This window comes from Extensimonas perlucida, assembly GCF_007655255.1.
Classification (GTDB): Bacteria; Pseudomonadota; Gammaproteobacteria; order Burkholderiales; family Burkholderiaceae_C; genus Extensimonas; species Extensimonas perlucida.
The window spans coordinates 72,963-97,471 of the sequence record NZ_VMYE01000012.1 but is presented as its reverse complement, the minus strand read 5'-3'; the positions used below and the strand labels follow the sequence as shown (position 1 = coordinate 97,471).

Annotated in this window: 22 protein-coding genes; 10 read left to right on the top strand and 12 right to left on the bottom strand. The window is 64.6% G+C overall.

The window, feature by feature from the left end:
- Positions 1-147: 147 nt before the first annotated feature.
- The 3 genes from FK527_RS11370 to FK527_RS11360 all read left to right on the top strand — a co-directional run bounded on the left by FK527_RS11370 (position 148) and on the right by FK527_RS11360 (position 3,385).
- Entirely contained in the window at positions 148-1,617 is a 1,470-nt protein-coding gene (locus tag FK527_RS11370) for a S41 family peptidase (protein ID WP_144733744.1), read from the top strand.
- Positions 1,618-1,693: 76 nt separating this feature from the next.
- Positions 1,694-2,485 (top strand): HesA/MoeB/ThiF family protein, encoded by a 792-nt coding sequence (locus tag FK527_RS11365; protein WP_144733741.1) that lies wholly within the window; start codon positions 1,694-1,696, stop codon positions 2,483-2,485.
- Between the two features lie 69 nt (positions 2,486-2,554).
- Positions 2,555-3,385, top strand: coding sequence for an oxygen-binding di-iron domain-containing protein (locus FK527_RS11360; protein WP_144733738.1), 831 nt, complete (start codon positions 2,555-2,557; stop codon positions 3,383-3,385).
- A gap of 65 nt (positions 3,386-3,450) precedes the next feature.
- Here the strand turns inward: FK527_RS11360 and FK527_RS11355 are convergent, their stop codons facing one another.
- The 5 genes from FK527_RS11355 to FK527_RS11335 all read right to left on the bottom strand — a co-directional run bounded on the left by FK527_RS11355 (position 3,451) and on the right by FK527_RS11335 (position 9,557).
- Positions 3,451-4,074 (bottom strand): protein-methionine-sulfoxide reductase heme-binding subunit MsrQ, encoded by a 624-nt coding sequence (locus FK527_RS11355; RefSeq protein ID WP_144733735.1) that lies wholly within the window; start codon positions 4,072-4,074, stop codon positions 3,451-3,453.
- A gap of 62 nt (positions 4,075-4,136) precedes the next feature.
- A complete protein-coding gene (msrP, locus tag FK527_RS11350; RefSeq protein ID WP_144733732.1) occupies positions 4,137-5,132 on the bottom strand; it encodes a protein-methionine-sulfoxide reductase catalytic subunit MsrP in 996 nt (331 codons plus the stop codon).
- Positions 5,133-5,176: 44 nt separating this feature from the next.
- Entirely contained in the window at positions 5,177-6,568 is a 1,392-nt protein-coding gene (gene ccsB, locus FK527_RS11345) for a c-type cytochrome biogenesis protein CcsB (protein ID WP_144733729.1), read from the bottom strand.
- Entirely contained in the window at positions 6,565-8,787 is a 2,223-nt protein-coding gene (locus FK527_RS11340; RefSeq protein WP_144733726.1) for a cytochrome c biogenesis ResB family protein, read from the bottom strand. Before FK527_RS11340 ends, ccsB begins: the two co-directional genes overlap by 4 nt.
- A 128-nt stretch (positions 8,788-8,915) precedes the next feature.
- The gene (locus tag FK527_RS11335; protein ID WP_144733723.1) at positions 8,916-9,557 is read right to left on the bottom strand and encodes a c-type cytochrome; all 642 of its coding nucleotides are present in this window, start codon (positions 9,555-9,557) and stop codon (positions 8,916-8,918) included.
- A 166-nt stretch (positions 9,558-9,723) separates the two neighbouring features.
- Between FK527_RS11335 and yihA the strand changes: the two genes are divergently transcribed.
- Entirely contained in the window at positions 9,724-10,494 is a 771-nt protein-coding gene (gene yihA, locus FK527_RS11330) for a ribosome biogenesis GTP-binding protein YihA/YsxC (RefSeq protein WP_144733720.1), read from the top strand.
- A 71-nt stretch (positions 10,495-10,565) separates the two neighbouring features.
- Positions 10,566-10,766, top strand: coding sequence for a hypothetical protein (locus FK527_RS11325; RefSeq protein ID WP_144733717.1), 201 nt, complete (start codon positions 10,566-10,568; stop codon positions 10,764-10,766).
- On the opposite strand, the gene FK527_RS11320 is transcribed toward FK527_RS11325, so the two are convergent.
- Entirely contained in the window at positions 10,726-11,568 is an 843-nt protein-coding gene (locus FK527_RS11320; protein ID WP_246072759.1) for a lysophospholipid acyltransferase family protein, read from the bottom strand. The genes FK527_RS11325 and FK527_RS11320 overlap by 41 nt on opposite strands.
- A gap of 89 nt (positions 11,569-11,657) precedes the next feature.
- Positions 11,658-12,500 carry a lysophospholipid acyltransferase family protein gene (locus tag FK527_RS11315; protein WP_144733714.1) on the bottom strand — a complete coding sequence of 281 codons (843 nt, stop codon included), beginning with the start codon at positions 12,498-12,500 and terminating at the stop codon, positions 11,658-11,660.
- Positions 12,501-12,638: 138 nt separating this feature from the next.
- Between FK527_RS11315 and metK the strand changes: the two genes are divergently transcribed.
- The 5 genes from metK to FK527_RS11290 all read left to right on the top strand — a co-directional run bounded on the left by metK (position 12,639) and on the right by FK527_RS11290 (position 16,451).
- Complete coding sequence (gene metK / locus FK527_RS11310; RefSeq protein ID WP_144733778.1) at positions 12,639-13,820, top strand: methionine adenosyltransferase; 1,182 nt, start codon at positions 12,639-12,641, stop codon at positions 13,818-13,820.
- A gap of 139 nt (positions 13,821-13,959) precedes the next feature.
- A complete protein-coding gene (locus FK527_RS11305) occupies positions 13,960-14,583 on the top strand; it encodes a C40 family peptidase (RefSeq protein WP_144733711.1) in 624 nt (207 codons plus the stop codon).
- Positions 14,584-14,674: 91 nt separating this feature from the next.
- A complete protein-coding gene (locus FK527_RS11300) occupies positions 14,675-15,823 on the top strand; it encodes a bifunctional nicotinamide-nucleotide adenylyltransferase/Nudix hydroxylase (RefSeq protein ID WP_144733708.1) in 1,149 nt (382 codons plus the stop codon).
- Positions 15,824-15,960: 137 nt separating this feature from the next.
- Positions 15,961-16,131 carry an antitoxin MazE family protein gene (locus tag FK527_RS11295; RefSeq protein ID WP_144733705.1) on the top strand — a complete coding sequence of 57 codons (171 nt, stop codon included), beginning with the start codon at positions 15,961-15,963 and terminating at the stop codon, positions 16,129-16,131.
- The gene (locus FK527_RS11290; RefSeq protein ID WP_144733702.1) at positions 16,128-16,451 is read left to right on the top strand and encodes a type II toxin-antitoxin system PemK/MazF family toxin; all 324 of its coding nucleotides are present in this window, start codon (positions 16,128-16,130) and stop codon (positions 16,449-16,451) included. The genes FK527_RS11295 and FK527_RS11290 overlap by 4 nt, the downstream gene beginning before the upstream one ends.
- 399 nt (positions 16,452-16,850) lie before the next feature.
- Here the strand turns inward: FK527_RS11290 and FK527_RS11285 are convergent, their stop codons facing one another.
- The 5 genes from FK527_RS11285 to preA all read right to left on the bottom strand — a co-directional run bounded on the left by FK527_RS11285 (position 16,851) and on the right by preA (position 24,421).
- Positions 16,851-18,308, bottom strand: coding sequence for an ATP-dependent nuclease (locus FK527_RS11285; RefSeq protein WP_144733699.1), 1,458 nt, complete (start codon positions 18,306-18,308; stop codon positions 16,851-16,853).
- Between the two features lie 231 nt (positions 18,309-18,539).
- Positions 18,540-19,793, bottom strand: a complete 1,254-nt coding sequence (locus tag FK527_RS11280) for a Zn-dependent hydrolase (RefSeq protein ID WP_144733696.1) — start codon at positions 19,791-19,793, stop codon at positions 18,540-18,542.
- A gap of 102 nt (positions 19,794-19,895) precedes the next feature.
- A complete protein-coding gene (locus FK527_RS11275) occupies positions 19,896-21,470 on the bottom strand; it encodes a dihydropyrimidinase (RefSeq protein WP_144733693.1) in 1,575 nt (524 codons plus the stop codon).
- An 84-nt stretch (positions 21,471-21,554) separates the two neighbouring features.
- Positions 21,555-23,012, bottom strand: a complete 1,458-nt coding sequence (locus FK527_RS11270; protein WP_144733690.1) for an NCS1 family nucleobase:cation symporter-1 — start codon at positions 23,010-23,012, stop codon at positions 21,555-21,557.
- A gap of 89 nt (positions 23,013-23,101) precedes the next feature.
- Entirely contained in the window at positions 23,102-24,421 is a 1,320-nt protein-coding gene (gene preA / locus FK527_RS11265) for an NAD-dependent dihydropyrimidine dehydrogenase subunit PreA (protein ID WP_144733687.1), read from the bottom strand.
- Positions 24,422-24,509 lie beyond the last annotated feature (88 nt).

Below are 24,509 nucleotides of genomic sequence, written 5' to 3'. Positions count from 1 at the left end.
GGTGTAAACCCGCAGTAAATCCAGCGCAATTTGGCCCTGCGGCGCGGCAAATGTGGGTGAAAAACCGCACAATGTGGGCCGCCTTCGCACTTCACTTTATTTTCCCGCTTTCACCGCAGCACGCTTCGGATCGGTAAAAGGTTTCTTATGGGCCACAAACTCAAAATCGCAGGATGGATCTCGGTGGGCGCACTCGCCGGGGCGCTCACCACGGTGTCGCTGCAAACCATGGCGCGCAACGCCATGGCGCCGCTGCCGCTCGAGGAAATCCAGCAGCTTTCGGCCGTGTTCGGCCTGATCAAGACCGACTACGTCGAGCCCGTCGATGACAAAAAGCTCATCACCGACGCGATCTCGGGCATGGTCAGCGGGCTCGATCCGCATTCGCAGTATTTCGACAAAAAGTCCTTCAAGGAATTCCGCGAGGGCACCTCGGGCCGCTTCGTGGGCGTCGGCATAGAAATCACGCAGGAAGACGGGCTCGTGAAGGTGGTCTCGCCCATCGAAGGCTCGCCCGCGTTCCGCGCCGGGCTCAAGACCAACGACCTCATTACCAAGATCGACGACACCGCCGTCAAGGGTCTCTCGCTCAACGAGGCCGTCAAGCGCATGCGCGGCGAGCCCAACACCAAGGTCACGCTCACCATCTTCCGCAAGGACGAGAGCCGCACCTTCACGGTGACCATCACGCGCGAGGAAATCAAGACCCAGTCGGTCAAGAGCAAGATCGTCGAGCCCGGCTACGCCTGGGTGCGCCTGTCGCAGTTCCAGGAGCGCACGGTGGAAGACTTTGTGCGCAAGGTGCAGGAGATTTACCAGCAGGAGCCGCGCCTCAAGGGCATGGTGCTGGACCTGCGCAACGACCCTGGCGGGCTGCTCGATGCGGCCGTGGCGATATCCGCCGCCTTCCTGCCCGCAAACGTGACCGTGGTCAGCACCAATGGCCAGTTGCCCGAGAGCAAAGCCACCTTCACGGCCTCGCCCGAGTTCTACGCGCGCCGCGGCAGCCCGGATCCGCTCAAGCGCCTGCCGGTGGCGCTCAAGACCGTGCCGCTGGTGGTGCTGGTCAACGAGGGCTCGGCCTCGGCGAGCGAGATCGTCGCCGGCGCCCTGCAGGACCACAAGCGCGCCACCGTGCTGGGCAGCCAGACCTTCGGCAAGGGCTCGGTGCAGACCGTGCGCCCGCTCGGACCGGACACGGGCATCAAGATCACTACGGCGCGTTACTACACGCCCAGCGGCCGCTCCATCCAGGCCAAGGGCATCGTGCCCGACATCATGGTGGACGAGTCCGAAGACGGCAATCTGTTCGCCGCGCTGCGCGTGCGCGAAGCCGACCTCGACAAGCACCTCGGCAACGGCCAGGACGGCGACAAAGGCAAAGACCCTTCGGCTGACAAAGCCCAGGAGCAGGCGCGCGAACAGGCCCGCGAGGAAGCCCTTAAGCGCCTCGAATGCGAAGCCAAGAAGCCTGAAGCCGAACGCAAGCTGCCGGAATTCGGCAGCGACAAGGACTTCCAGCTGCAGCAGGCGCTGAACCAGCTCAAGGGTCTGCCCGTCAAGGTCAGCAAAACCCTGACCGAGCGCAAGGAAGAAAAGAAGGACAAGGACGAATAAGCGCTTTGCGAGCGCGACAGGCCGGCACCCGTGACGGGGCGGCCTTTTTTCTTTTTTGCCTGCCACACGCCCCGCCATGACCGACGAGCAACTCCTGCGCTATTCGCGCCACATCCTGCTCGACGAGGTCGGCATCACAGGCCAGGAGCGCATCCTCGCGAGCCACGCGCTGCTGATCGGCGCCGGCGGGCTGGGATCGCCCGCGGCGCTGTACCTGAGCTCGGCCGGCGTCGGACGCATCACGCTGGTCGATGACGACGTGGTCGACCTGACCAACCTGCAGCGCCAGATCGCCCACACCACGGCGCGCGTGGGCCAGCCCAAGGTGCAGTCGGCCGCACAGGCGATCGAAGCGCTCAACCCTGAGGTGCAGGCCGTGCCCGTGCAGGCGCGCGCCGACGCCGCGCTGCTCGCGCGCCTCGTGCCCACGGCGTCGGTGGTGCTCGACTGCAGCGACAACTACGCCACGCGCCAGGCTGTGAACGCCGCCTGCGTGCGCCACGGCGTACCGCTCGTGACAGGCGCGGTGATCCGCTTCGACGCGCAAATCACCGTGCGCGACCCACGCGACGCGCTGTCGCCCTGCTATGCCTGCCTGTTCGCACCCGACGCCGCGCCGCAGGAAGCGCGTTGCTCGACCATGGGCGTCTTCGCCCCGCTCGTGGGCGTGATCGGCGCCATGCAGGCAGCCGAAGCGCTCAAGCTGCTTGCGGGCGTGGGCCCGTCGCTCGCCGGGCGCCTGCTGATGCTCGACGGACGCAGCATGGAATGGAGCAGCCTGCGCGTGCAACGCCAGGCAGACTGTTCGGTATGCGGCACGCCAGGCCGGCATGCAGAGGAAAGGGATGGAACTTCGGATAATGATTGACATTGATCAATCACCATCCATGGGAGCGCTCTACAGTCCCTGGAATTCTCGCAAACACCGAGCACCCACATGACCCCCCTGGAGCTTTACCGCGACCCCAAGCACGCCTGCCTGATGTTCACCGACCTCATCGAAGAAGACGGGCAGGCGGTGCAGGCCAACCAGTTCCTGATCGTGGACGACGACACCGGGGCCGTGATCGACCCCGGCGGCAACCTTGCGTTCAACGAGTTGTTCATGGGCATGACGCGGCATTTTCCGCCGCACAAGCTGTCGTACCTGATCGCGTCGCACGCCGACCCGGACATCATCGCCTCGCTGGACCGCTGGATGACCAGCACCAAGGCAAGTCTCGTGATCTCGCGCCTGTGGGAGCGCTTCGCCCCGCACTTCACCAAAGTGGGCAAGACCGAAAACCGCGTGATCGGCGTGCCCGACAGCGGCGGCCACTTGCCGCTGGGCCGGCATGAACTCGTGATTTTGCCCGCGCACTTCATGCACGCCGAGGGCAATTTTCACTTTTACGACCCGGTGAGCCGCATCCTGTTCACGGGCGATCTGGGCGTGTCGATGATGTCGGGTGCAGAGGCGCGCGTGCCGGTGACTGATTTGCAGGCACACATCCCGCGCATGGAAGCCTTCCACCGCCGCTACATGGTGTCGAACAAAATCCTGCGCCTGTGGGCGCGCATGGCACGGCAGCTCGACATCGCGATGCTGGTGCCGCAGCACGGCGCACCCATCATGGGCAAGCAGGCAATCAGCGACTTTTTCGACTGGATCGAAAACCTCATGTGCGGTATCGACCTGTTCGACGACCGTGCCTACCAGTACCCCACCGCCTTCATCGACCCGGTCTCGCGCCAGATGCGCCCGGCGCTGCGCTCGGTCAATGGATGATTATGGGCGAAAATTGCCTCAAAGCCATGTGTATCAAGCACAGATAGCTATTTAACAAATAGCAGTTAGTTTGTGACGCCAGCAGGCCGCCGCCTGCGCCACCATACATGGCCCAGGCGCCAGCCCAGCAGCACGCCAAGTATCGCGGCATAGACGGCCACTTCAGCGAAATTGCGCTTGCCCGCGCGCATCCAGAAAAAATGCAGCAGCGCCAGCCCCGCTACGGCATAAACCGCGCGGTGCAAGGCCTGCCAGCGGCATCCGCCCAATGCCCGCACGGCGCGCTGGGTCGAAGTGACGGCAAGCAATGCCAATAGCACCAGTGCCATGCTGCCCACGAGGATGAACGGACGCTTGCCCACGTCGCGCACGATGGCGGGCATGTCCAGCCCCTGGTCGAGCACCGCATAGCACACGAAATGCAGCGCGGCGTAGAAAAACACCCACAGCCCCAGCATGCGCCGAAAGCGTGCGAGCGCGGGCGTGCCCGTGAGCACGCGCAGCGGCGTCACGGCGAGCACCAGGCACAGCGCGCGCAAAGTCCAGTCGCCCGTGGCGCGGATCAGAGCCTCTGCAGGGTTGGCGCCGAGCGTATCGGCCAGCGCCGCATAGACCAGCCATGCGCAAGGCAGCGCGCACAGCATGAACACCAGCGGCTTGGCGGCCGGGTGGAGCCATGGCGACCTCACTCCCGCCTTCAGCCCCGCGTTCATGCCTGCCCGCCGTGCCGCGTTCTGCTTCACCACGAAAATCAGAAAAACCTGCGCAAGTCCATGCCGGCATACAGCTGCGCCACCTGCTCGGCATAGCCGTTGAACGGCAAGGTCTTGCGCTTGGGCGCGAACAGGCCGCCTTCACCAATGCGCCGCTCGGTGGCCTGGCTCCAGCGCGGGTGATCGACGTCGGGGTTGACGTTGGCATAAAAGCCGTATTCCTGCGGCGCGGCCTTGACCCAGGCCGTGGCGGGCTCGCGCTCGGTGAAGCGGATTTTGACGATGCTCTTGGCGCTCTTGAAGCCGTACTTCCACGGCACCACGAGGCGCACGGGCGCGCCGTTTTGCTTGGGCAGCACCTCACCGTACATGCCAAAAGCGAGCAGCGTGAGCGGATGCAACGCCTCATCGAGCCGCAAGCCCTCCACGTAGGGCCAGTCGAGAATGCGCGAACCCACGAAGGGCATGGTCGCCTTGTCGGCGAGCGTGACGAATTCCACGTATTTCGCGCTGCCCAGCGGCTGCACACGCGCTATCAGGGCCGCCAGCGAATAGCCGACCCACGGAATGACCATGGACCAGCCTTCGACGCAGCGCAGCCGGTACACGCGCTCTTCGAGGGCGCTGAGCTTGAGCAGGTCTTCGACGCCAAAACGCCCCGGTTTGTGCACCAGTCCTTCCACCTCCACGCTCCAGGGGCTGGTGCGCAAAGTGTGGGCGTTGCGCGCGGGGTCGTCCTTTTCGGTGCCGAACTCGTAGAAATTGTTGTAGCTGGTGGCATCCTCGTAGCGCGTAGGCTTTTCGAGCACCATGGCGCCGGGCACCTTGGAGGGCACGGCGGCGAGCGGCGCGAGCTTGCCAGGGCGCGGCGCCTGCGCCAATGCCGCGCGGCCCGCCCAGGCGGCCAGCGTGGCGCCTGCGGCACCACCGGCCAGGCTGCGCAGCAGCGCGCGGCGGTTTTCATACACCGCGCGCGGGGTGATCTCGGACGGCAGCGGCTGCGAAAAATCGCGCGCACGGTGAAAAATCGCCATGGCAAGCCCCTCTTTACGTGGCCCCAGCAAAAGCAGAGGCCGATCTACAAGGTACCGTAGCTGTGCAAACCGCTGAGGAACATGTTCACGCCGATGAAGGCAAAGGTCGTCACCGCGAGGCCCCCAAGCGCCCACCAGGCCGACACCGTGCCGCGCAGGCCCTTCATGAGGCGCATGTGCAGCCAGGCGGCGTAGTTGAGCCAGACGATCAGCGCCCAGGTTTCTTTCGGGTCCCAGCTCCAGTAACCGCCCCAGGCCTCGGCCGCCCAGAGCGCACCGAGCACGGTGGCGATGGTGAAAAACGCAAAGCCCACGGCGATGGCCTTGTACATCAGGTCGTCGAGCACTTCGAGCGCGGGCAGGCGCGCCGCGATGCGCCGGCGCCCAAGCAGGATGCCCGCGACGATCAGCGCCGAAATGCCGAAATACACCATCCAGTACGCGCTGCCCTGCGCGCCCGCGCCGCGGCGGAACACCAGCGGCTCGAAGCACAGCACCACGCCCAGCAGCCACAGGGGCGCGAGCTTGTACCAGCGCAGCTCCTGCGCGCTCTGCTTGACGAGGTAGGCAAAAGCCACCATGGCCGAGAGCGCAAAAGTGCCGTAGCCGATGAAGTTGGCCGGCACGTGCAGCTTCATCCACCAGCTTTTGAGCGCGGGCACGAGCGGCTGGATCTCCTGCGCCTCGCGCGCCACGGTGTACCAGAGCAAAAAGCCCACCGCCGCGCTAACCACCAGCATCACGAAGCCGCCGAGCGCGCGCGTGCCGTAGTGCGCCTCAAAATACAGGTAAAACAGCGCTGTGAGCCAGCAAAAGAGCACGAACACTTCATAGAGATTGCTCACCGGGATGTGCCCGATGTCGCTGCCCAGCAGGTAGCTTTCGTACCAGCGCACCATGGTGCCTATCAGGGCCATGGTGACGCCCGCCCAGGCCAGGCGCGAGCCCAGCAACGGCATGGTCTCGCCCGCGGCGCCGCGCGCGAACATGCCTATCCAGTAAAACGCCGTGCTCGCGAAAAACAGCATGCTCATCCAGAGGATGGCCGACTGGCTCGAGAGGAAATATTTGAGGCCAAACACCTGATCGGCGCGCGCCAGATCTCCCGCACCGCCCTGCTGGTACAGCCCGATCGCGAGCAGCACCGCCGCCGCCACCACCAGCATCAGCACGCGCAGCGGGCGCCAGAACCAGCCGAGCCAGATCGCGCACGGCACGGCGGCAACCGTGATGCCCTTTTCATAGACATCCATGGCGCTGCCGTAGCGCTGCAAGGCAAACGCACCGCCGAGCAGCACGAGCACGGCAAAGACCCAATCGAGGACGCTGCGCCGCGCAAAAAAACCTTCGTGCAAGTCCTGCCGAATGCCAGCGCCGCCCACCCCGTGGGGTGCGCCGCCAGCGGAAGAAATTTTTACCGTGGTCGTGCTGTTCATGCCTTGCCTTCCTGGGGTCGAGCCCCTATCAGTTGCTCCGCGAGCTGGGCAAATTCCCGATCGCCATCCATGGTTCTGCGGTTGCTCGACAGCGCCATGGTGGCGTGCGTGCGCGCACCTTGCCCTGGCGCCGGGCCGTTTGCGTCGCCTTGCGGCGCAAGCCAGACCCACACGCGCCGCTCGCGCACGTAGAGCATGGCAAAAACGCCCAGGATCAGCAAGGCGCAGCCCAGATAGACAACGTTCTTACCAGGGGCACGCGCCACCTGGAACACGCTGGCCTGCACCTGCGTGAAGTCCGTGAGTTCGAGCACGAACGGCGCCGGGTAGTTTTGCGCGTCGCTGAGCGCGAGCACGGCCTGCGTCATGAAGGCGCGGGCATGCTCGTCGGCGGGCAGCGGCGCGAGCCCCGCGCGCTCGCGCGTGAGCTGCAGCAGCTCGAACAGGCTGCCGTTGAGGATGCGCACCAGCACCTCGGCGGCCTTGCCGCGCTCGGCCTCGGGCACGTTGGCCTCGATGAAGTCGGACACGGCCTGCAGCCCACCGCGCGCTGCGCCATGCGCAGAAGCCTGGCCACCCGCGCCCGCAAACAGGGCGAGCGCACGCGCGGCCGACTCCGCAAGCTGCTGCGCGAGTTCGGGGCGCGCGGCCTCGAGTGCCTTGGCCACGTAGCGCTGCACGGCCTGCGCACGCGCCTCGGGGTCGGCGAGCGCGGCGCGCAGGCGCATGAAGCCGTCCATGCGCCCTTGCTCGTCGGCCGGAATGCGCAGGTAGCGCATGGGCTCGGCCACACTTGTACGCACGCCGAGCAGAAACACCGGCACGCCGTCGCCCAGATCGACGGGCAGCATGTAGTTGTGGAACTCGATCGCCTGCCCCGCCGCGTCGCGCAGCTTGTAGCCCACGCTCGGGCCCACGTTGCGCAGCTCCTTGGGTTTGCCCGCCTTGTTCGCAGCGCCCAGACGTTCTTCGAGCGAAGCACGCAGATCGACCTTGCGCGCATCGGCACCCGAGCCGCCTTGGTTGCCGAAATTCTCCACGTTGATGGTGCGCAGCGCGGTGAATTCCACCGTCAGGGTTTGGGTTTGCTGCGCGGCATTGCCGGCCGCCGAGCCGCCCGCAGCCATGCGGTTGAGCTGCGCCGAACCGCCCACCACGCCTTCGAGGTCGAAAGGTGCGACGTTCGCGCCCATGGGGTAGGCGTGGAGCTTGAGGCGCGAGCCGCCGTCGTCGAAGCTCGACTGGTAAATCTCGATGCCGCGGTAGCTCGCGGGGTGGTTGACCTCGACGCGCGCGGGCACCTGCGCGCCCGTGGCCTTGTCGTGGATCACGATCTCGCTGGCGAACAGCTTGGGCATGCCCGTGGAGTAGTGCTCGACGATGAATTTTTTGAGTTCGATCGCAAACGGCAGCTCCTGCAGCAGCACGCCGTCCGACTGGCTCAAAATGGCCGTGTCGGACTGCGTGCCCTCGGCAACGAGCAGGTTGCCGCGGAAGGTCGGGTTGCGTTCGGAGAGGCGGTGCTGGGCTGGCACATCCGAGATCAAACCGCCGCCGCGATACGGCGTCTTGCCGCCCAGCAGCATTTGCGCGCGCACGATCAGGTCGCCATCGAACAATCCGCCCAGGCAAATCAGCACGATGGCGCTGTGCGCGGCGATGTAGCCGATCTTGTTCGCGGCGCCCGCTTTGGCCGCGACCATCCAGCCCGCACCCGCCGTTGCCTCCCTTCCCTGCCCCGGCGCGCGCTGCTGCAGACGCACCTTCCAGCCCTTGCGCGCGAGCTGCTGGCCTATGCGCTGCGCGGCGGCCTCGGGCGCTTCGGGCAGCTCGGCCTCGGCCCGGTGGTGGAAGGCACGCAGGCTTTGCACGCGGATGTTTTCCTTGTAGGTCTTGAGGTCGGCCAGAATCTTGGGCGTGTTGCGCGCGATGCACAGCGAGGTGCTGAGCACCAGAAACGCCAAAATCAACACGAACCACCACGCGCTGTAGATGGTATTGAGCCGCAGCGTCAAAAACAGCTCGGCCCAGAACGGCCCGAACTGGTTGACATAGTTCGCCGCCGGTTCGTGCTGCTTGAGCACCGTGCCTATCACCGAGGCGATGCAGATCACCGTGAGCAGCGCGATTGCAAAGCGCATCGACGACAGCAACTCGAAGCTGGCACGCAAAGCCTCGGAGCCGCGGCGCAGGCGCACGCCTTGGGTGGATTCAGACATGGAACGGAAAGTGGAGCGGTGCGATGGTCACAAGCGAAAAAGGGCAGGCCCTCATCCAGCCCGCCCTTTTTTGAGCTTATCGAGTGTGCTTGGTTCCGGCGGTGACACCGTGACCAGCGGTGTCAGCCTCAGCGCAGCCCGGCGATGTAATCGGACACGGCACGGATTTCACGGTCATTGAGCTTGGCCGCGACCTGCGTCATCTGCAGGCTGTTGGTGCGCACGCCGTCGCGGAAAGCGATCAGCTGCGCCGCAACGTAATCCGCATGCTGCCCAGACAGACGCGGATACTGCACGGGAATGCCCGCACCGTTGGGGCTGTGGCAGCCGGCGCAGGCAGCGATCTGGCGGTCGGCAATGCCGCCGCGGTAGATGCGCTCGCCGAGCATCACCAGGTCTTTGTCTTTCGCAAAGCCCGGCTTGGCGGGCTTGGAAGCCACCCACCAGGCGATGTTTTTCATCTCTTCTTCCGAAAGCGCTGCGGCAAAGCCCTTCATGATGGCGTTGTTGCGCTTGCCTGACTTGAATTCTTGCAGCTGCTTGAACAGGTATTCGGGGTGTTGCTGCGCGAGCTTGGGGTTGGCTGGAATGGTCGAATTGCCGTCCGCCGCGTGGCAGGCCGCGCACACCGCGCCAAAGCTGGCTTCGCCCTTGGCCAGGTCGGGTTTGGCGGCCTGAGGCTTCGTTGCAGGGGATTCGCCCGCCGCGAAGGCCGGCAAAACGGGTGCTGCCAGTGCGGCAGCCGTCAGCAAGGAGGCGAGCAACTTCATATGTCGAGGGTCTGTGTCGTTGGAGGAATGCGCAAAACGGGGCGATTCTACAATGCGGCCCCAGCTCTGCCGCATGCCCTTGGGCGCACCCCGCGCCTCTGCCCGCGCCGCTCGTTCTCCGTGCTCTTTCCCGACGCTCTTTTTCGGCGCTTCTTTTTCTTCAGCCATGACCATCGAATCTCCCGCCCCACAGGCTGCCGCGGCCGCTGCCACCCCCATCGCCCCCGCAGCCGCGGTGCCCGACGCCAAGACTGCCATGGGCTGGCTGCACACCGCGCGCTTTTTCACGACCGCCGCACAGCTGCACCAGCTGCCGCCCGTCGGCGTGCCGGAGATCGCCTTCGTGGGTCGCTCGAACGCGGGCAAATCGACCTGCATCAACACGCTGACGCAGCAAAAGCAGCTCGCCTTCGCCTCCAAACGGCCCGGGCGCACGCAGCACATCAATCTGTTTGCGCTGGGCAAGCAGGGCGTGACCGACGCGGTGCTCGCCGACCTGCCGGGCTACGGCTACGCGGCCGTGTCGCGCAGCGACAAGCAGCGCTGGCAGCAGGTGATGGTCAACTACCTCGTGAGCCGCGCGAGCCTGAGCGGCATCGTGCTGCTGTGCGATCCGCGCCTGGGGCTGACCGAGCTCGACGAGGCGCTGCTCGAAATCGTGCGCCCGCGCGTCGAACAGGGGCTCAAGTTCCTCGTGCTGCTCACCAAGGCCGACAAGCTCACGCGCGCCGAGCAGGCCAAGGTGCTGGCGATCACGCGCCTGCAGGCCGGCGGCGGCGAGGTACGGCTGTTTTCGGCGCTCAAAAAGCAGGGCGTGGAAGACGTCGCCCAGCTGCTGTGGCAATGGGCGCATCCGGCTACGGCCCAGGACACGCCCGCGGCGCCGGCCACGTCGCCCGCACCCGCCGCACCCGAACCCACCGCGGACAGCGCGTGAAAGTCGGCCTCATAATCCAAAAACGATAGCTGCTTGCGCTTGATGGACGTTGGCTAGGAGCCTGTCGGACTGTGGGCGTCGAAAGCGAGAATGCGCCCCGGCGAGGCCAGTTTTTGCCGGATTCGCAGCCCCATAGTGGTGCTATGGGGCAAGAAGCCGGTAAAAAATGGGCCGCTGCGGCGCATTCGCAGCCGACGATTCCAAAGTCCGACAGGCTCCTAGAGGCCGATTTCATTCATAAACCGAAGGCTCTCCAGGCGGGCGCGTCTTGAAGCGCCGGTGCACCCAGTAATACTGGCCGGGCATGGTGTCGATGTAGCTTTGCAGGCGCCGGTTCATCTCGGCGGTGTCGGCCTGTGCATCGTCGCTCGGAAAGTTGGGCCAGGCGGGCGTGAGTTCGGCCACGTAACCCTCGGGCGTGATGCGCGTGTACATGCCCACCACCTTGGCCCGCCCCAAGCGCGCAAAGCGCGACAGCGAAGGCACGGTGGCCGCGGGCACGCCGTAAAAGGGCACGAACACCGAATCCTTGGCGCCGAAGTCCATGTCCGGCAACAAATACAGCAAGCCGCCCTGGCGCAAATTCGCGATGATGGGCTTGACGCCGTCGGCGCGGTTGAGCATGCGCACGTCGCCAAAGCGCTGGCGCCCCGCGCGCAGCCAGGCGTCTATGGCGGGGTTGGGGTGCGTGGAGAAAATCGAGGTGAAGGGCCTTTGCGTGCGCAGCGGCAGCGCAAGCCCGCCCGCGTCCATGCCGTAAAAATGCGGCGCGAAGACGATGGTCGGAGTGTCGCCTTCGAGTTCTTGAACAGCGCCCTGCAGCTTGACGCGCCGCTCGACCAGCGCGCGCGGGCCGAACCAGAGCCAGCTGCGGTCCAGCCAGGTCTGGCAAAACGCCACGAAGCTCTCGCGCGCCCAGCGCCGGCGCTGGCGCTGCGGCACCTGCGGAAAACACAGCTCCAGATTGCGCAGCGCGATCTTGCGCCGGTGCGCCGCGAGCACGTACAGCACCTGCCCAATGCCCCAGCCCAGCGCACGCAGCACGGGCAGCGGCAGCGGCGCGAGCACATGCATGAAGGCCACGCCCAGGCGTCCGCCGAGCGCGCCTTTGTCCGCCTTTCCCGACTTTCCCGCCTTTTTTTCTTTTTCTTCTTCCTGCGGCATCATGCTGCAGCCTCCATGCGTTCCACACGCGGTTTTTTGTAGCGCCCGTAGCCCCACAGGTATTGCTCGGGGCAGGCGCGGATCAGCTTTTCCATGGCCTCGTTGATCTGCCGCAGCGCGACTTCCATGTCGGGGGCAAGCTCTGGGCCGGGTTCGAAATGCAATACGTAGCCGCGCCCCCAAGGCCGCCGCTCGCAGCGCGCGAGCACGATGGCCGCCCCCGTTTGCTGCGCGAGGCGCGCGGCGAGCGTCATGGTGTAGGCTGGGCGGCCAAAAAACGGCGCCCACAGCCCCTGCCCCTCGGGCGGCACCTGGTCGGGCAGCAGGCCCACGGCGCCGCCGCGGCGCAAGACCTTGATCATGCTGCGCACGCCCGCAAGCGCGGTGGGCACGGCCTGCACGCCGGGGCGGTTGCGCGCCGTTTCCTGCAAGCGCGCAAGCCAGGCCTGGCGCGCGGGCCGGTAGAGTACCGTGATCGGCCCGTGATCGGCGCTCCAGCGCTGCGCCGCCCTCTGCACCGACATCTCGAAGCAGCCCTGGTGCGGCGTGAGGAACACGATGCCCCGCCCCGCGGCCCAGGCGCGCTCGACGCAATCGCCGCCGTGCAGCGCGCAAGGCGGCGGCCGGCCCAGCCACAGGCGCGGCAGTTCGGCCACCATGCGCCCCGCGTGGCCCACGGCCGCGCGCACCTGCGCAAACGCATAGCCGGCCTGCGCCGCGTTTGCCAGAAAACGCCGGCGGTACGTGGGCGAGAGCGCAAACACCACCCAGCCGAGTGCAGCCCCGAGGCCGTGCAGCAGCCCCAAAGGCAGCGTGGCCAAAAAACGCCAGAAAAGAAGCATTAGAATGAAAATGTCGCTGAGTTAAATGAGCAACTTGCAGGGCGACGTAAAACAAATCTGCTAAAGCGTTCGCCACAGCTCCTGTGAGCCGAGGGCAACGCCCCAAAAGCCGCAAACACAGGAGTTTATTCAATGGAACTGGCGAACAGCTTTCTCTTCACGTCCGAATCGGTCTCCGAAGGCCACCCCGACAAGGTGGCCGACCAGATTTCCGACGCCATCCTCGACGCCCTGCTCGCACAAGACCCGCGCTCGCGCGTGGCCGCCGAGACGCTGACCAACACCGGCCTGGTGGTGCTCGCCGGCGAAATCAGCACCAACGCGCACGTCGATTACATCCAGGTGGCGCGCGACACCATCCGCCGCATAGGCTACGACAACACCGAGTACGGCATAGACTACAAAGGCTGCGCCGTACTCGTGGCCTACGACAAGCAGAGCAACGACATCGCGCAGGGCGTCGATCATGCGAGCGACGACTACCTCAACACCGGCGCGGGCGATCAGGGCCTGATGTTCGGCTACGCCTGCGACGAAACGCCCGAACTCATGCCCGCGCCGATCTACTACGCGCACCGCCTGGTCGAGCGCCAGGCGCAACTGCGCAAGGACGGGCGCCTGCCCTTTTTGCGCCCCGACGCCAAGAGCCAGATCACGCTGCGCTACGTCGATGGCAAGCCGCACAGCATAGACACCGTGGTGCTCTCCACGCAGCACCACCCCGACCAGTCCGAGACGGCCACCAAAATGAAGCCGAGCTTCATCGAGGCCGTGATCGAGGAAATCATCAAGCCCGTGCTGCCCAAGGAGTGGCTGGTCAACACGCGCTACCTCATCAACCCCACGGGGCGCTTCGTGATCGGCGGGCCGCAGGGCGACTGCGGCCTGACCGGGCGCAAGATCATCGTCGACACCTACGGCGGCGCCTGCCCGCACGGCGGCGGCGCCTTCAGCGGCAAGGACCCGACCAAGGTGGATCGCTCGGCCGCCTACGCCGCGCGCTACGTGGCCAAGAACATCGTCGCCGCGGGCCTGGCGCGCCAGTGCCAGATCCAGGTCTCTTACGCGATCGGCGTGGCCGAGCCCATCAACATCACTATCTACACCGAAGGCACGGGCGCCCTTCCCGACGCCGAGATCGCCAAACTCGTGCGCGAGCACTTCGACCTGCGCCCCAAGGGCATCATCCAGATGCTCGACCTGCAGCGTCCCATCTACAGCAAAACCGCCGCCTACGGCCACTTCGGCCGCGAAGAGCCCGAGTTCAGCTGGGAGCGCACCGACAAGGCCGCCCTGCTGCGCGCCGCCGCGGGGCTTTGAGAACTGACTCTGAGGCGCGGCACGCTGCCTGCACACCGCAGGGCCACGGCAGCGAGCGCCGGCGCAAAAGTCTTGTCAAGGCTGGCAGCTATCGACAAAATAGCTGCCAGCGCTTGACCTATCAGCACTGGAGGCAAAAATGACCAATAATTTGGCAACGCCACCGCAGCCGCCGCACACAGCCATCGCCCGCCGCCCGCTGGCCTTGGGCGCCCTGGGCTTGCTCGGCGCGCTGGTGCTGGCCGGCTGCGGCAGCCCCCCGCGCCGCTCAGGCGACGCCGCCGCCGGCAGCGCCCCGCCCTGGCAGACGCGCACCAGCCGCACGCCCCCACTCGCGACGCAGCCGCCGCTGGAGCTCGACCCGCGCGGCCGCGAGGAGGCCGTGGCGCTCGCCACGCTGGTCATCAACACGCCCTACACCTACGGCGGCAACACGCCGCAAGGCGGCTTCGACTGCAGCGGCCTCGTGTATTACGTCTTCAGCCACGTGGCCCAGGGCAGCGCGCTGCCCCGCCGCCTGCCGCGCAGCACCGCCGAGTGGGCCGCGGCCACGCAGCCCGTGGACGACGCCGCACTGCAGCGCGGCGACCTGGTGTTCTTCAACACCACCGGCGCCTTGTTTTCGCACATGGGCATTTACGTGGGGCAAGCGCAATTCGTGCATGCGCCGTCGAGCGGCGGCACCGTGCGCCGCGACTCGCTCGAAAGCAGCTACTTTCGCCCACGCTACGTCGGCGCGCGCCGGGTGTTCGCGCCTGTCTGAGCAGCCATCGCCACGCCCGCGCATCAAACCTCGCCCGCAACCTCGCCCGCAACCGGCCCACACAGCCGCCCCATCCACCATCCACCTCCCCATGACCACAGCCTGCGACACCGCCATCTACATCGGGCGCTTCGAGCCCGTACACCACGCGCACCTTGCGCTGCTGCGCCAGGCGCTGGCCAGCGCGCGGCAGGTGATCGTGGTCATAGGCTCGGCCTGGCAGGCGCGCTCGCCGCGCAACCCCTTCACCTGGCAGGAGCGCGCCGGCATGCTGCGCCAGGCCCTGCCCGAAGCCGAGCGCGCGCGCCTGCAGCTGCTGCCCGTGCGCGACTACTACGACGAGCCCGTGTGGGCGCAGGCCGTGCGCCGCGGCGTGGCCGCGCTGACCACACCGGGCGCACGCATCGCCCTCGTGGGTCACTTCAAGGACGCGACGAGCAACTACCTGCGCAGCTTCCCGGGCTGGGAGCTGATCTCGCTGCCGCGCCAGGGCGACATCGACGCGAGCACGCTGCGCGACGCCTACCTCGGCGCCGCCACGGCTGCGCAGGCCAGCGCGGCGCCGAATGCAGCACTGCATGCGCAAACCGGCGCCGATCTGGCCACCGATCCAGCCGCCAACCTGGCCGCCATCGATGCTGCACTGCTCCCATGGAAAGAGCACATACCGCCCGCCACACTTGCCTTTCTGCGCGATTTTGCGCAAAAACCAGAATACGCCGCGCTGCAGCATGAATGGCACGTGCTGCGCGACTACCGCGCCTCGTGGGCCGGCGCGCCCTACCCTCCCGTGTTCGTCACCGTCGATGCCGTGCTGCGCTGCCAGGAGCACGTGCTCGTGATCCGCCGCGCGCACGCGCCCGGCAAAGGCCAGCTCGCCGTGCCCGGCGGCTTCATCGAGCAAAAAGAAACCCTGTGGCAATCGTGCCTGCGCGAGCTCGCCGAAGAAACGCACTGCGCCCTGCCCGAAGCCGCACTGCGCGCCGCGCTGCGTCAGGTGCAGGTCTTCGACCACCCCGAACGCAGCCAGCGCGGCCGCACCATCACGCACGCGCACTACTTCGACCTCGGCAACGCCCCTTTCCCCGCCGTGCAGGCCGACGACGACGCACTGCAGGCGCAGTGGCTGCCCATCGCCGCGCTGGCGGGCATGGAAGACCAGTTCTTCGAAGACCATTTCCACATCCTCGACCGGTTTTTGCAGCTCACGGATGCGGCGGAGCTGGCGCGGGGGGTGTGAAAGCCTCGGCCCCGACCGAATCCAAATCGCATTGCAGTTGCATACAGGGTTTCATGCAACGATGCAGGACTCCGACGGAGAACATCATGCCAACCACCAATGAATCGGCAGGCAAGGTAGCCCGCTAACGCGAGCGAATGCGTGCTGCAGGGCTGCGTCCCGTGCAGTTTTGGGTGCCGGACACGCGCTCGCCGGAGTTTGCGGCGCAGGTGCGACAGCAGTGCCAAAACCTCAAGGACGACTCTGCAGAAGCCGACGTTTTGCGCTTTACCGAAGAGGCTGCAACCCACATCGAGGGTTGGACATGACACAACGAGGCGACTTGGTCACGGTTTCTCTGCAAGGCGACTATGACAAACCGCGACCAGCCTTGGTGATTCAATCCGATCTTTTGACAGATTTGGAAAGCGTTGTGCTTTGCCCCGTCACGAACGACCTGCGCAATACCGTATTTCGCGTGACCGTGGAACCCAATCCCGCCAACGGGTTGCACACCCTTTCGCAAGTCATGGTGGACAAACTTTCCACGCTACCGCGCACCAAAATCAGCGAACCCTTTGGCCGTCTCGATGCAGACAGGATGAAGGCGATAGACCGGGCATTGCTGCTGGTAATCGGCGTGATTTGATTTACACCTTTTGGATCTGAGAAACCTCTACAAAACGCCCTGCCGCCAATACTTGCGCTTGGGGAATTTTCATCTCCAGAAATCAACCAACTTCTGCAGAAATTGGAATCTGACCCCAATTATTCCATTGGCCTACCATCGGCAAGTTGGGAGGCCTGTGATGAGCAAGAATTGGAATCTGACCCCAATTATCGAGCCAGAGTGCAAAAACATCGGTTTTCCGAATCTCGACCATGGAACGGATGTACCCCAATGGCTACACATTGTCAATTGATCATGTGCCATCAAACGGCGGCACTGTGCGCCGCGGCTCAGCCAAGAACAGCTATTCCCGCTGAAATTGGAATCTAACCCTAATTATCCCAAAGAGGGTGTTCAACGAGTCCTCTTGGATGAAGACTACTTGTTCAGAAATTTCTCTAGGTTAATCGAAAACTGCTCAAAAGAAACGGCCCGCATGATATCCGAAGAAAGCTTCTGCACAAACATCAGCTCATCAATCCCGCGCGACTCAAGATTTTTTCGAAGCCTAAAATAAAGCTTCTTGTCCGGCCGATCTAATTTCACGCCCGCATATTTAGCGTGATGCTCTGCAGCCAATGTATCCAACGAGTCAAGCTGAAAGTATTTGTCATTTATAACCTTTTTTAGGCCAGGCTGCTTTCCGTCAATTATGATATCGTAGAGGAATTTCTCAATGCTTTTGACCGGTAGAAATAGCTTCCTTAGGTCTGGTCGCGCCTTGTTGGCTTCCGTCACCACATCACCATCCAAGATGCTTATTACTTCGCGACCTAAGCCAAGAACGTTTCCCCGCAATAGATCGTCCTGAAGAGAAAGCACGTTACTCCATCCGCCCACAGGGACGATATGAATTAGCTTGCTAGCGTTTAATCCGCGCGTCTCAAGAACATTTTCAACGAGCACCTTGGCAAGAATGTCTTCAACCAATAGAAGAAAGTCAAAACCGTCATGGCGATACACATCGCGAATAACATAACTCGGAAATCCAGGATTAACTACTTCAACTACGCCGCCATTGTTCTCAATTTTGTATATATTCTTGGGGGCAATCTTCCTTATGACCTCGGGTGAGTGGGATGTGAGTATCACCATCAAGTTCTGTGACGCATTAACGAGGTCGCTCATCAGGTCAATAAAGCGACTGACGGCGATAGGGTGTAAAGCCAGCTCAATTTCATCGATAAGAACCAATATAGGTTGATCCTGCGGCAAAGACCTACGAACAATTGCGTTATAGACAAAGTGGAGGAGCGAGACCAGCAAACACTCGCCCGAACTCATCCGGTACTGACTAATTAGCTTGCCGTTCACAGAATTGAAGTAAGGCGTACTCGCAAGCCGCAACTTTTCAGAGATGGCCCTATTTCTTAATCTTTTTAGACCGGAATACTTTCCTACGCCACCGGACAGAATGAAGCTCAGCTTGTCTTTAACGTAATCGTCAGCGTCGACTATTTCATCGGATTGAATACGTCCCGTCCGCAAATGCTCATCTACCGTTCTAGAATCATTGAACCGTGTTCCATAAAACAAGCTCCCCTCATACATGCCGTTAAGCGGCGAATTTCGAGAGTTATGGCGCCAATTTTCTAGGCCTGTCCAGACGCTCGCCTTGCCATCGATATTGATTTCCACTCTCGACGAATCATCAAAATCATCATCGCTCAGTGACTTTAGCGAGCTTCGAATTGCCTGCGACAAAGCCAAGAGAATAGTACTTTTCCCGCTTCCATTGCTTCCGACAATTAGGTTTAGGCTTTTCTCCAGTGGAAATTCAATGGACGCTTGCTTGATATTCTTGACGTTTTCGATGGTAATCTTTAAGTCATTCATATTGCACCCAATCTACAATAGCAACTATCTCAACCAAAACTGAAACGGCTCCACGCCCATTCCGTGGAATTTGACATAACCCACTGTCAGATGGCATGTCGGCCCAGCGGTGATACAACGGCTCAGACACTATCCAGTGTATTCGCAAGGGGAATTGGGGTCGGATTCCAATTATTCCTGCCCCGGCTCGAACCGCCACGAAACCGATCGCAATATACCAGCGCACTCCCCTCACCCCGCCCGCGCCAGCATTGCATGCAGCAGCACATTGCACCCCGCGGTGACGTGCTCGGGTGTGGCGGATTCGATTTCGTTGTGGCTGATGCCGTCTTTGCAGGGGATGAAGATCATGCCCGTGGGGGCGAGGCGGGCGAGGTAGACGGCGTCGTGGCCGGCGCCCGAGACTACGGGCATGTGTGCATAGCCCAATTGCTGCGCGGCGCGCGCGACGGCGGCGGTGCATTCGGGGTGGAAGGGCTGTGCGGGGTAGCTCGACACCAGCGTGACGTTGATGTCCAGTCCGGTTTCGGCCGCGAGGCGCGCGGCGGCGGTGCGGATGTCGGCGTCCATGCGCTCGCATTCGGCGTCGCTGGCGTTGCGCAGGTCTATGCTGAACTTGACCTGGCCGGGGATGACGTTGCGGCTGTTGGGGTGCACTTGCACCATGCCCACGGTGCCGCGGCCGTGTGGCGGGTGGCGGTGCGCGCAGGCCACCACTTCCTGCATCAGGCGCGTGGCCACCTGCAGCGCGTCACGGCGCAGGGCCATGGGCGTGGGGCCGGCGTGCGCCTCCATGCCGGTGACGGTGCAGTCGTACCAGCGGATGCCGAGCACGCCCGTCACCACGCCTATGGTTTTGCCGTGGTCTTCGAGCACCGGGCCTTGCTCGATATGCGCCTCGAAGTAGGCGCCCACGGGGTGGTCGCCGGGGCGCTGCGGGCCGATGTAGCCTATGCGTTCGAGCTCGGCGCGCACGGTTTTGCCTTCGGTGTCGGTGGCGGCGTAGGCGTGTTCGAGCGTGAAGGCGCCGGCGAACACGCCCGAGCCCATCATCACGGGCACGAAGCGCGAGCCTTCTTCGTTGGTCCAGAAGGCGACTTCGATCGGCGCTTCGGTTTCGATGCCGTGGTCGTTGAGCGTGCGCACCACTTCGAGGCCCGCGAGCACGCCGTAGTTGCCGTCGAACTTGCCGCCCGTGGGCTGGGTGTCGATGTGGCTGCCGGTCATGATGGGCGGCAGCGCCGGGTTGCGCCCCGCGCGGCGCATGAAGACGTTGCCGATCTGGTCTATGGTCACTTGCAGGCCGGCGTCGCGCGCCCAGCCGATGACGAGGTCGCGCGCCTGTTTGTCGAGCTCGGTGAGCGCGAGGCGGCACACGCCGCCCTTGGGCGTGGCGCCGATCTGCGCGAGCTCCATGAGCGAGGCCCACAGGCGCGCGCCGTTCACGCGCAGGTTGGCAATGCGGGGTTGGACTGCGGTATCCATGGCTTGGTTCCTTTGCAATATTTGGTTCCAAAAGAATAGCTGCTTACGCTTATTCATAAAGCGCAAGTGGCATATTCGATGCCTAGCTTTTTGCTATCGAATTCATAACTTTTGGCGCTGCACGGGCGTGGGCGCGAGCAGCTCTGCGCGGCGCTGCGTGGCCTGGAAGTCGGGGCCGAAGGCGGGGCGGGGCACGTAGCGCCCGCGGCCGGGTTCGACGCGCAAGTCGCCCTGCGCATAGACGACTTCGCCCTGGCTGATGGTGTGGCTGGGGATGCCGCGCACGCTGCGGCCTTCGAAGATGTTGAAGTCGCCCTTGGAAAACTGCGTGCGCGCCGAGAGGGTTTTGTGGCCCTGCGGGTCCCAAAGTACGAGGTCGGCGTCCGCGCCCACGGCGATGCAGCCTTTGCGCGGGTAGATGTTGAACAGGCGCGCGGCGTTGGCCGAGGTGATGGCGACGAATTCGCTGGGCGTGAGGCGGCCGGTGTTCACGCCGGCGTCCCAGATCACGGCCATGCGCTCCTCGATGCCGCCCGTGCCGTTGGGGATGCGCGTGAAATCTGGGAGCTGGTCGGGCTTTGGATTCGTCGGCTGCAAATGCGCCGCAGCGGCCCACTTTTCACCGGCTAACTGGTCTCGCTGGGGCGCATTTTCGCTTTCGACGCCCAAAGCCCGACCAGCTCCCTGCGCCTTTTGCGCCGCACAAAAAGTGCAGTGGTCGGTCGCGGTGGTGTGCAGCTGGCCCGACTGCAGGCCGCGCCACAGCGCCTCCTGGTGACCTTGGGGGCGAAATGGCGGGCTCATGACGTGCGCCGCGGCGGTGGCGAAGTCGGGGTGGCGATAGACGCTGTCGTCGATCAGCAAATGGCCCGCGAGCACTTCGCCGTACACGCGCTGGCCGCGGGCGCGGGCGCGCGCGATGGCTTCGGCGCTTTCGGCGCAGCTCACGTGCACGACGTAGATCGGCACGCCGAGCACGTCGGCAATCGCGATCGCGCGCTGCGCGGCCTCGGCCTCGACGGCGGGCGGGCGCGAGAGCGGATGCCCCTCGGGGCCGGTGATGCCGCGCTGCAAGAGCTGCTGCTGCAGCAAAAAGACGAGCTCGCCGTTTTCGGCGTGCACGGTGGGCATGGCGCCGAGTTCGAGCGCGCGCTGGAAGCTGTGCACCAGGGTTTCGTCGTCGCACATGATGGCGTTTTTGTAGGCCATGAAGTGCTTGAAGCTGTTCACGCCCTCTTGCTGCACCAGCGTGCCCATGTCGGCGCGCACCTGCTCGCTCCACCAGGTGACGGCGACGTGAAAGCCGTAGTCCGCCGCCGCCTTGGCGGCCCAGCCGCGCCACTTGCGGTAGGCGTCGAGCAGGGGCTCTTGCGGGTCGGGGATGACGAAGTCGATGATGCTCGTCGTGCCGCCGGCCAGGCCCGCGGCCGTGCCCGTGAAGAAGTCGTCCATGGTCGTCGCGCCCATGAAGGGCAGCTGCATGTGCGTGTGCGGGTCTATGCCGCCGGGCAGCAGGTACTGGCCGCTCGCGTCGAGCACGCCGGCGCCTGCGGGTGCCTGCGCCGCGGCGTCGGCGCCCACGGCGGCGATGCGGCCCGCGACGCACAGCACGTCGGCACGCTCGGCGCGGTCGGCGTTGACGACGATGCCGCCGCGGATCAGAAGGGCTTGGGTCATGGGTGTGTCTCCGTTACTTCATCGAACCAGGACAAACCAGGGCTTCATGCCGGTTGCATCGCATCGGGCACAAGCTGCCACGGCTCATGATTTCTTCGCCGTCAGGTAGTAGTACGCTCCCGCGACGGCCAGGCTGAAAAACCAGCCGGCATCGAACAGCGTGAGCCAGATCGCCGGTATGCCGGCCTTGTCGATCACGCCCGACACCGCGAGGTAGCCCGGCAGGCAGGGCAGCACACCGAGCACGAAGGCCACGAGCGCCTGCGGGTTCCAACCATTGCGGTACTCGTAGGCGCCGCCGCGGCGGTACAGGTCATCGACTTGCAGCTGTCCCCGGCGCACGAGGTAGTAATCGGCCAGCAGAATGCCCGCAATCGCGCCCAGCAGGGTGCCATAGCCACCGAGCCAGGTGAAAAGGTAGTTCCCCGAGCTGGCCAGCAGCTTCCAGGGCATGAACAGCAGGCCGAGCAGCGCGGCGATGATGCCGCCCGTGCGGAAACTGATCTTGGCGGGCGCAATCTGGCTGAAGTCGTAGGACGGCGAGACCAGGTTCGCGGCCACGTTGGTGGTCAAGTTGGCCAGCAGGATCACCAACAGGCCCAAGCCCGCTGCGATGGGCCCCATTTTGGTGAGCAGGCCGTCGGGGAACAGTTCGGCCTTGCCGTAGAGGATGGCCGAGGCCGAAAACCCGATCACGCCCACCATGGAGAACAAGGCCATGGGAATGGGCAAGCCTATGGCCTGGCCCAGCACCTGGTCTTTTTGCGACTTGGCAAAGCGCGTGAAGTCCGGGATGTTGAGCGCCAGCGTGGCCCAGAAGCCCACGAGCCCGGTCAGCGCGCCCCAGGTGCGGGGGCCGCCCTCCACCACTTTGGCGGGCAGGTTGAACAGCTGCGCCGCCGGCACGCGCGCCAGCAGCACCGCGACGAGCACGACGGAAGCCACGATCATCAGCGGAGCGGCGACCACTTCGAGCCTGCGTATGGACTCCGGCCCGCGCCAGATGAACCAGATGTGCACCGCCCAGAAGGCCAGAAAGCACAGGAACTGCGAGCTGCTGATGGTCTGCCCAGGCGCTGGGCCGGCGAGGTTCATGCCTAGCACGTTCAAAAATCCGTGCAGCGCCAGCGCACCAAAGTAGCAGTTGATGGCGAACCAGCCGCAGGCCACGAGACCGCGCAGCACAGCGGGAAGATTGGCCCCCTTTACGCCGAAGGAAGCACGCGCGAGCACGGGAAACGGCACGCCGTAACGCGGCCCCACGCGCCCCAGCAGCACCATGGGCACGAGCACGATGCAATTCGCAAGAAACACCAGCCACACCGCCATCTGCCAGGTAAAGCCCTGGTCCAGCATGGAGCTGGCCATGGTGTACGTGGGCACGCACACCACCATGCCCACCCACAGCGCAGCGTAGTCCTTCCAGTCCCAATGGCGCTGCGCGGCCGTGGTGGGAAGCAAATCTTCGTTGGCAAGCGCATCGCCGGATGCGCCGCGCTCTTGCCCCGCCAGGGGGATGGCGCCGCTGCTGCTATCGTTCATAGGAGCACTCCTGTCATGGAAAAGTGAAAAAAGGATGCGAATGGCCGCAAAAGGCACGCTTGGGCACGCAATATCCACACCATAAGCCTTCACGCCGCCACGCGCTGCGGATTGTTCGGATGCGTGGTCCAGTTCGCGTAACTGCCACCCACCACCTGGCCCGTGCGCGCATCGACCTCACCCGGTGCGAGTGTGCGCAGCGTGATGCAGTCGGGCACGGGGCAGACGGTCACGCACAGGTTGCAGCCCACGCAGTCGGCCTCGTCGACGACGAAGCGGCGCACGCCGCCGCTCTCGGGGCTTGCTTCCTGCACGCGGATGGCCTGGTGCGAGGTGTCTTCGCAGGCGATGTGGCAGCGCCCGCAGCCTATGCAGAGCGCGGGGTCGATCCGGGCCTTGTCGATGTGGTTGAGGTCGAGCTGGTTCCAGTCCTTCACGCTCGGCAGCGCGCGGCCGCGCAAGTCGTCGAGCGTGCGCCAGCCCTGCGCGTCCATGAAGTTGGCCAGGCCGTCGCACAGGTCTTGCACGATCTTGAAGCCATACACCATCGCGGCCGTGCAGACCTGCACCGTGCCGCAACCCAGCGCGATGAACTCGGCCGCGTCGCGCCAGGTGGTCACGCCGCCGATGCCGCTGAGGGGCAGGCCCGCGGTTTGCGCGTCGCGCGCGATCTCGGCCACCATGTGGAGCGCGATCGGCTTTACGGCCGGGCCACAGTAGCCGCCGTGCGAGCCCCAACCGCCGGTGTTGGGCGTGATCGCCATGCGCTCCAGATCGACGCCGATGATGGAGTTGATGGTGTTGATGAGCGACACCGCATCGGCGCCGCCCGCCTTGGCCGCACGCGCGGGGTAGCGCACGTCGGTGATGTTGGGCGTGAGCTTGACGATCACCGGCAGCCGGCTGTAGTGCTTGCACCAGGCCGTGACCATCTCGATGTATTCCGGCACCTGGCCCACGGCCGCGCCCATGCCGCGCTCGCTCATGCCGTGCGGGCAGCCAAAGTTGAGCTCGATGCCGTCCGCGCCCGTGTCCTCGACCATGGGCAGGATGCGCTTCCAGCTCGCCTCCTCGCACGGCACCATGAGCGAGACGACCATCGCGCGGTCGGGCCAAGCACGCTTGACGCGCGCGATTTCTTCGAGGTTGGTGCGCAGCGGCCGGTCGCTGATGAGCTCGATGTTGTTGAAGCCGAGCACGCGCCGGTCGGGCCCATGCAGCGCGCCGTAGCGCGGGCCGTTGACGTTGACCACGGGCGGGTCTTCTCCCAGGGTCTTCCAGACCACGCCGCCCCAGCCAGCCTCGAAGGCGCGCGTGACGTTGACTTCTTTGTCCGTGGGCGGCGCCGAGGCCAGCCAGAACGGGTTGGGGCTGCGAATGCCCAGAAAATTGCTGCGGATGTCTGCCATGGGATTGCTCCGGTCTGCAAAAGGGTTGCGTTCGGGTTGCGTGCGTGCGGCGTCTATGGGGGTGGCGTCTGAGGGTTGGCGTCTGAGC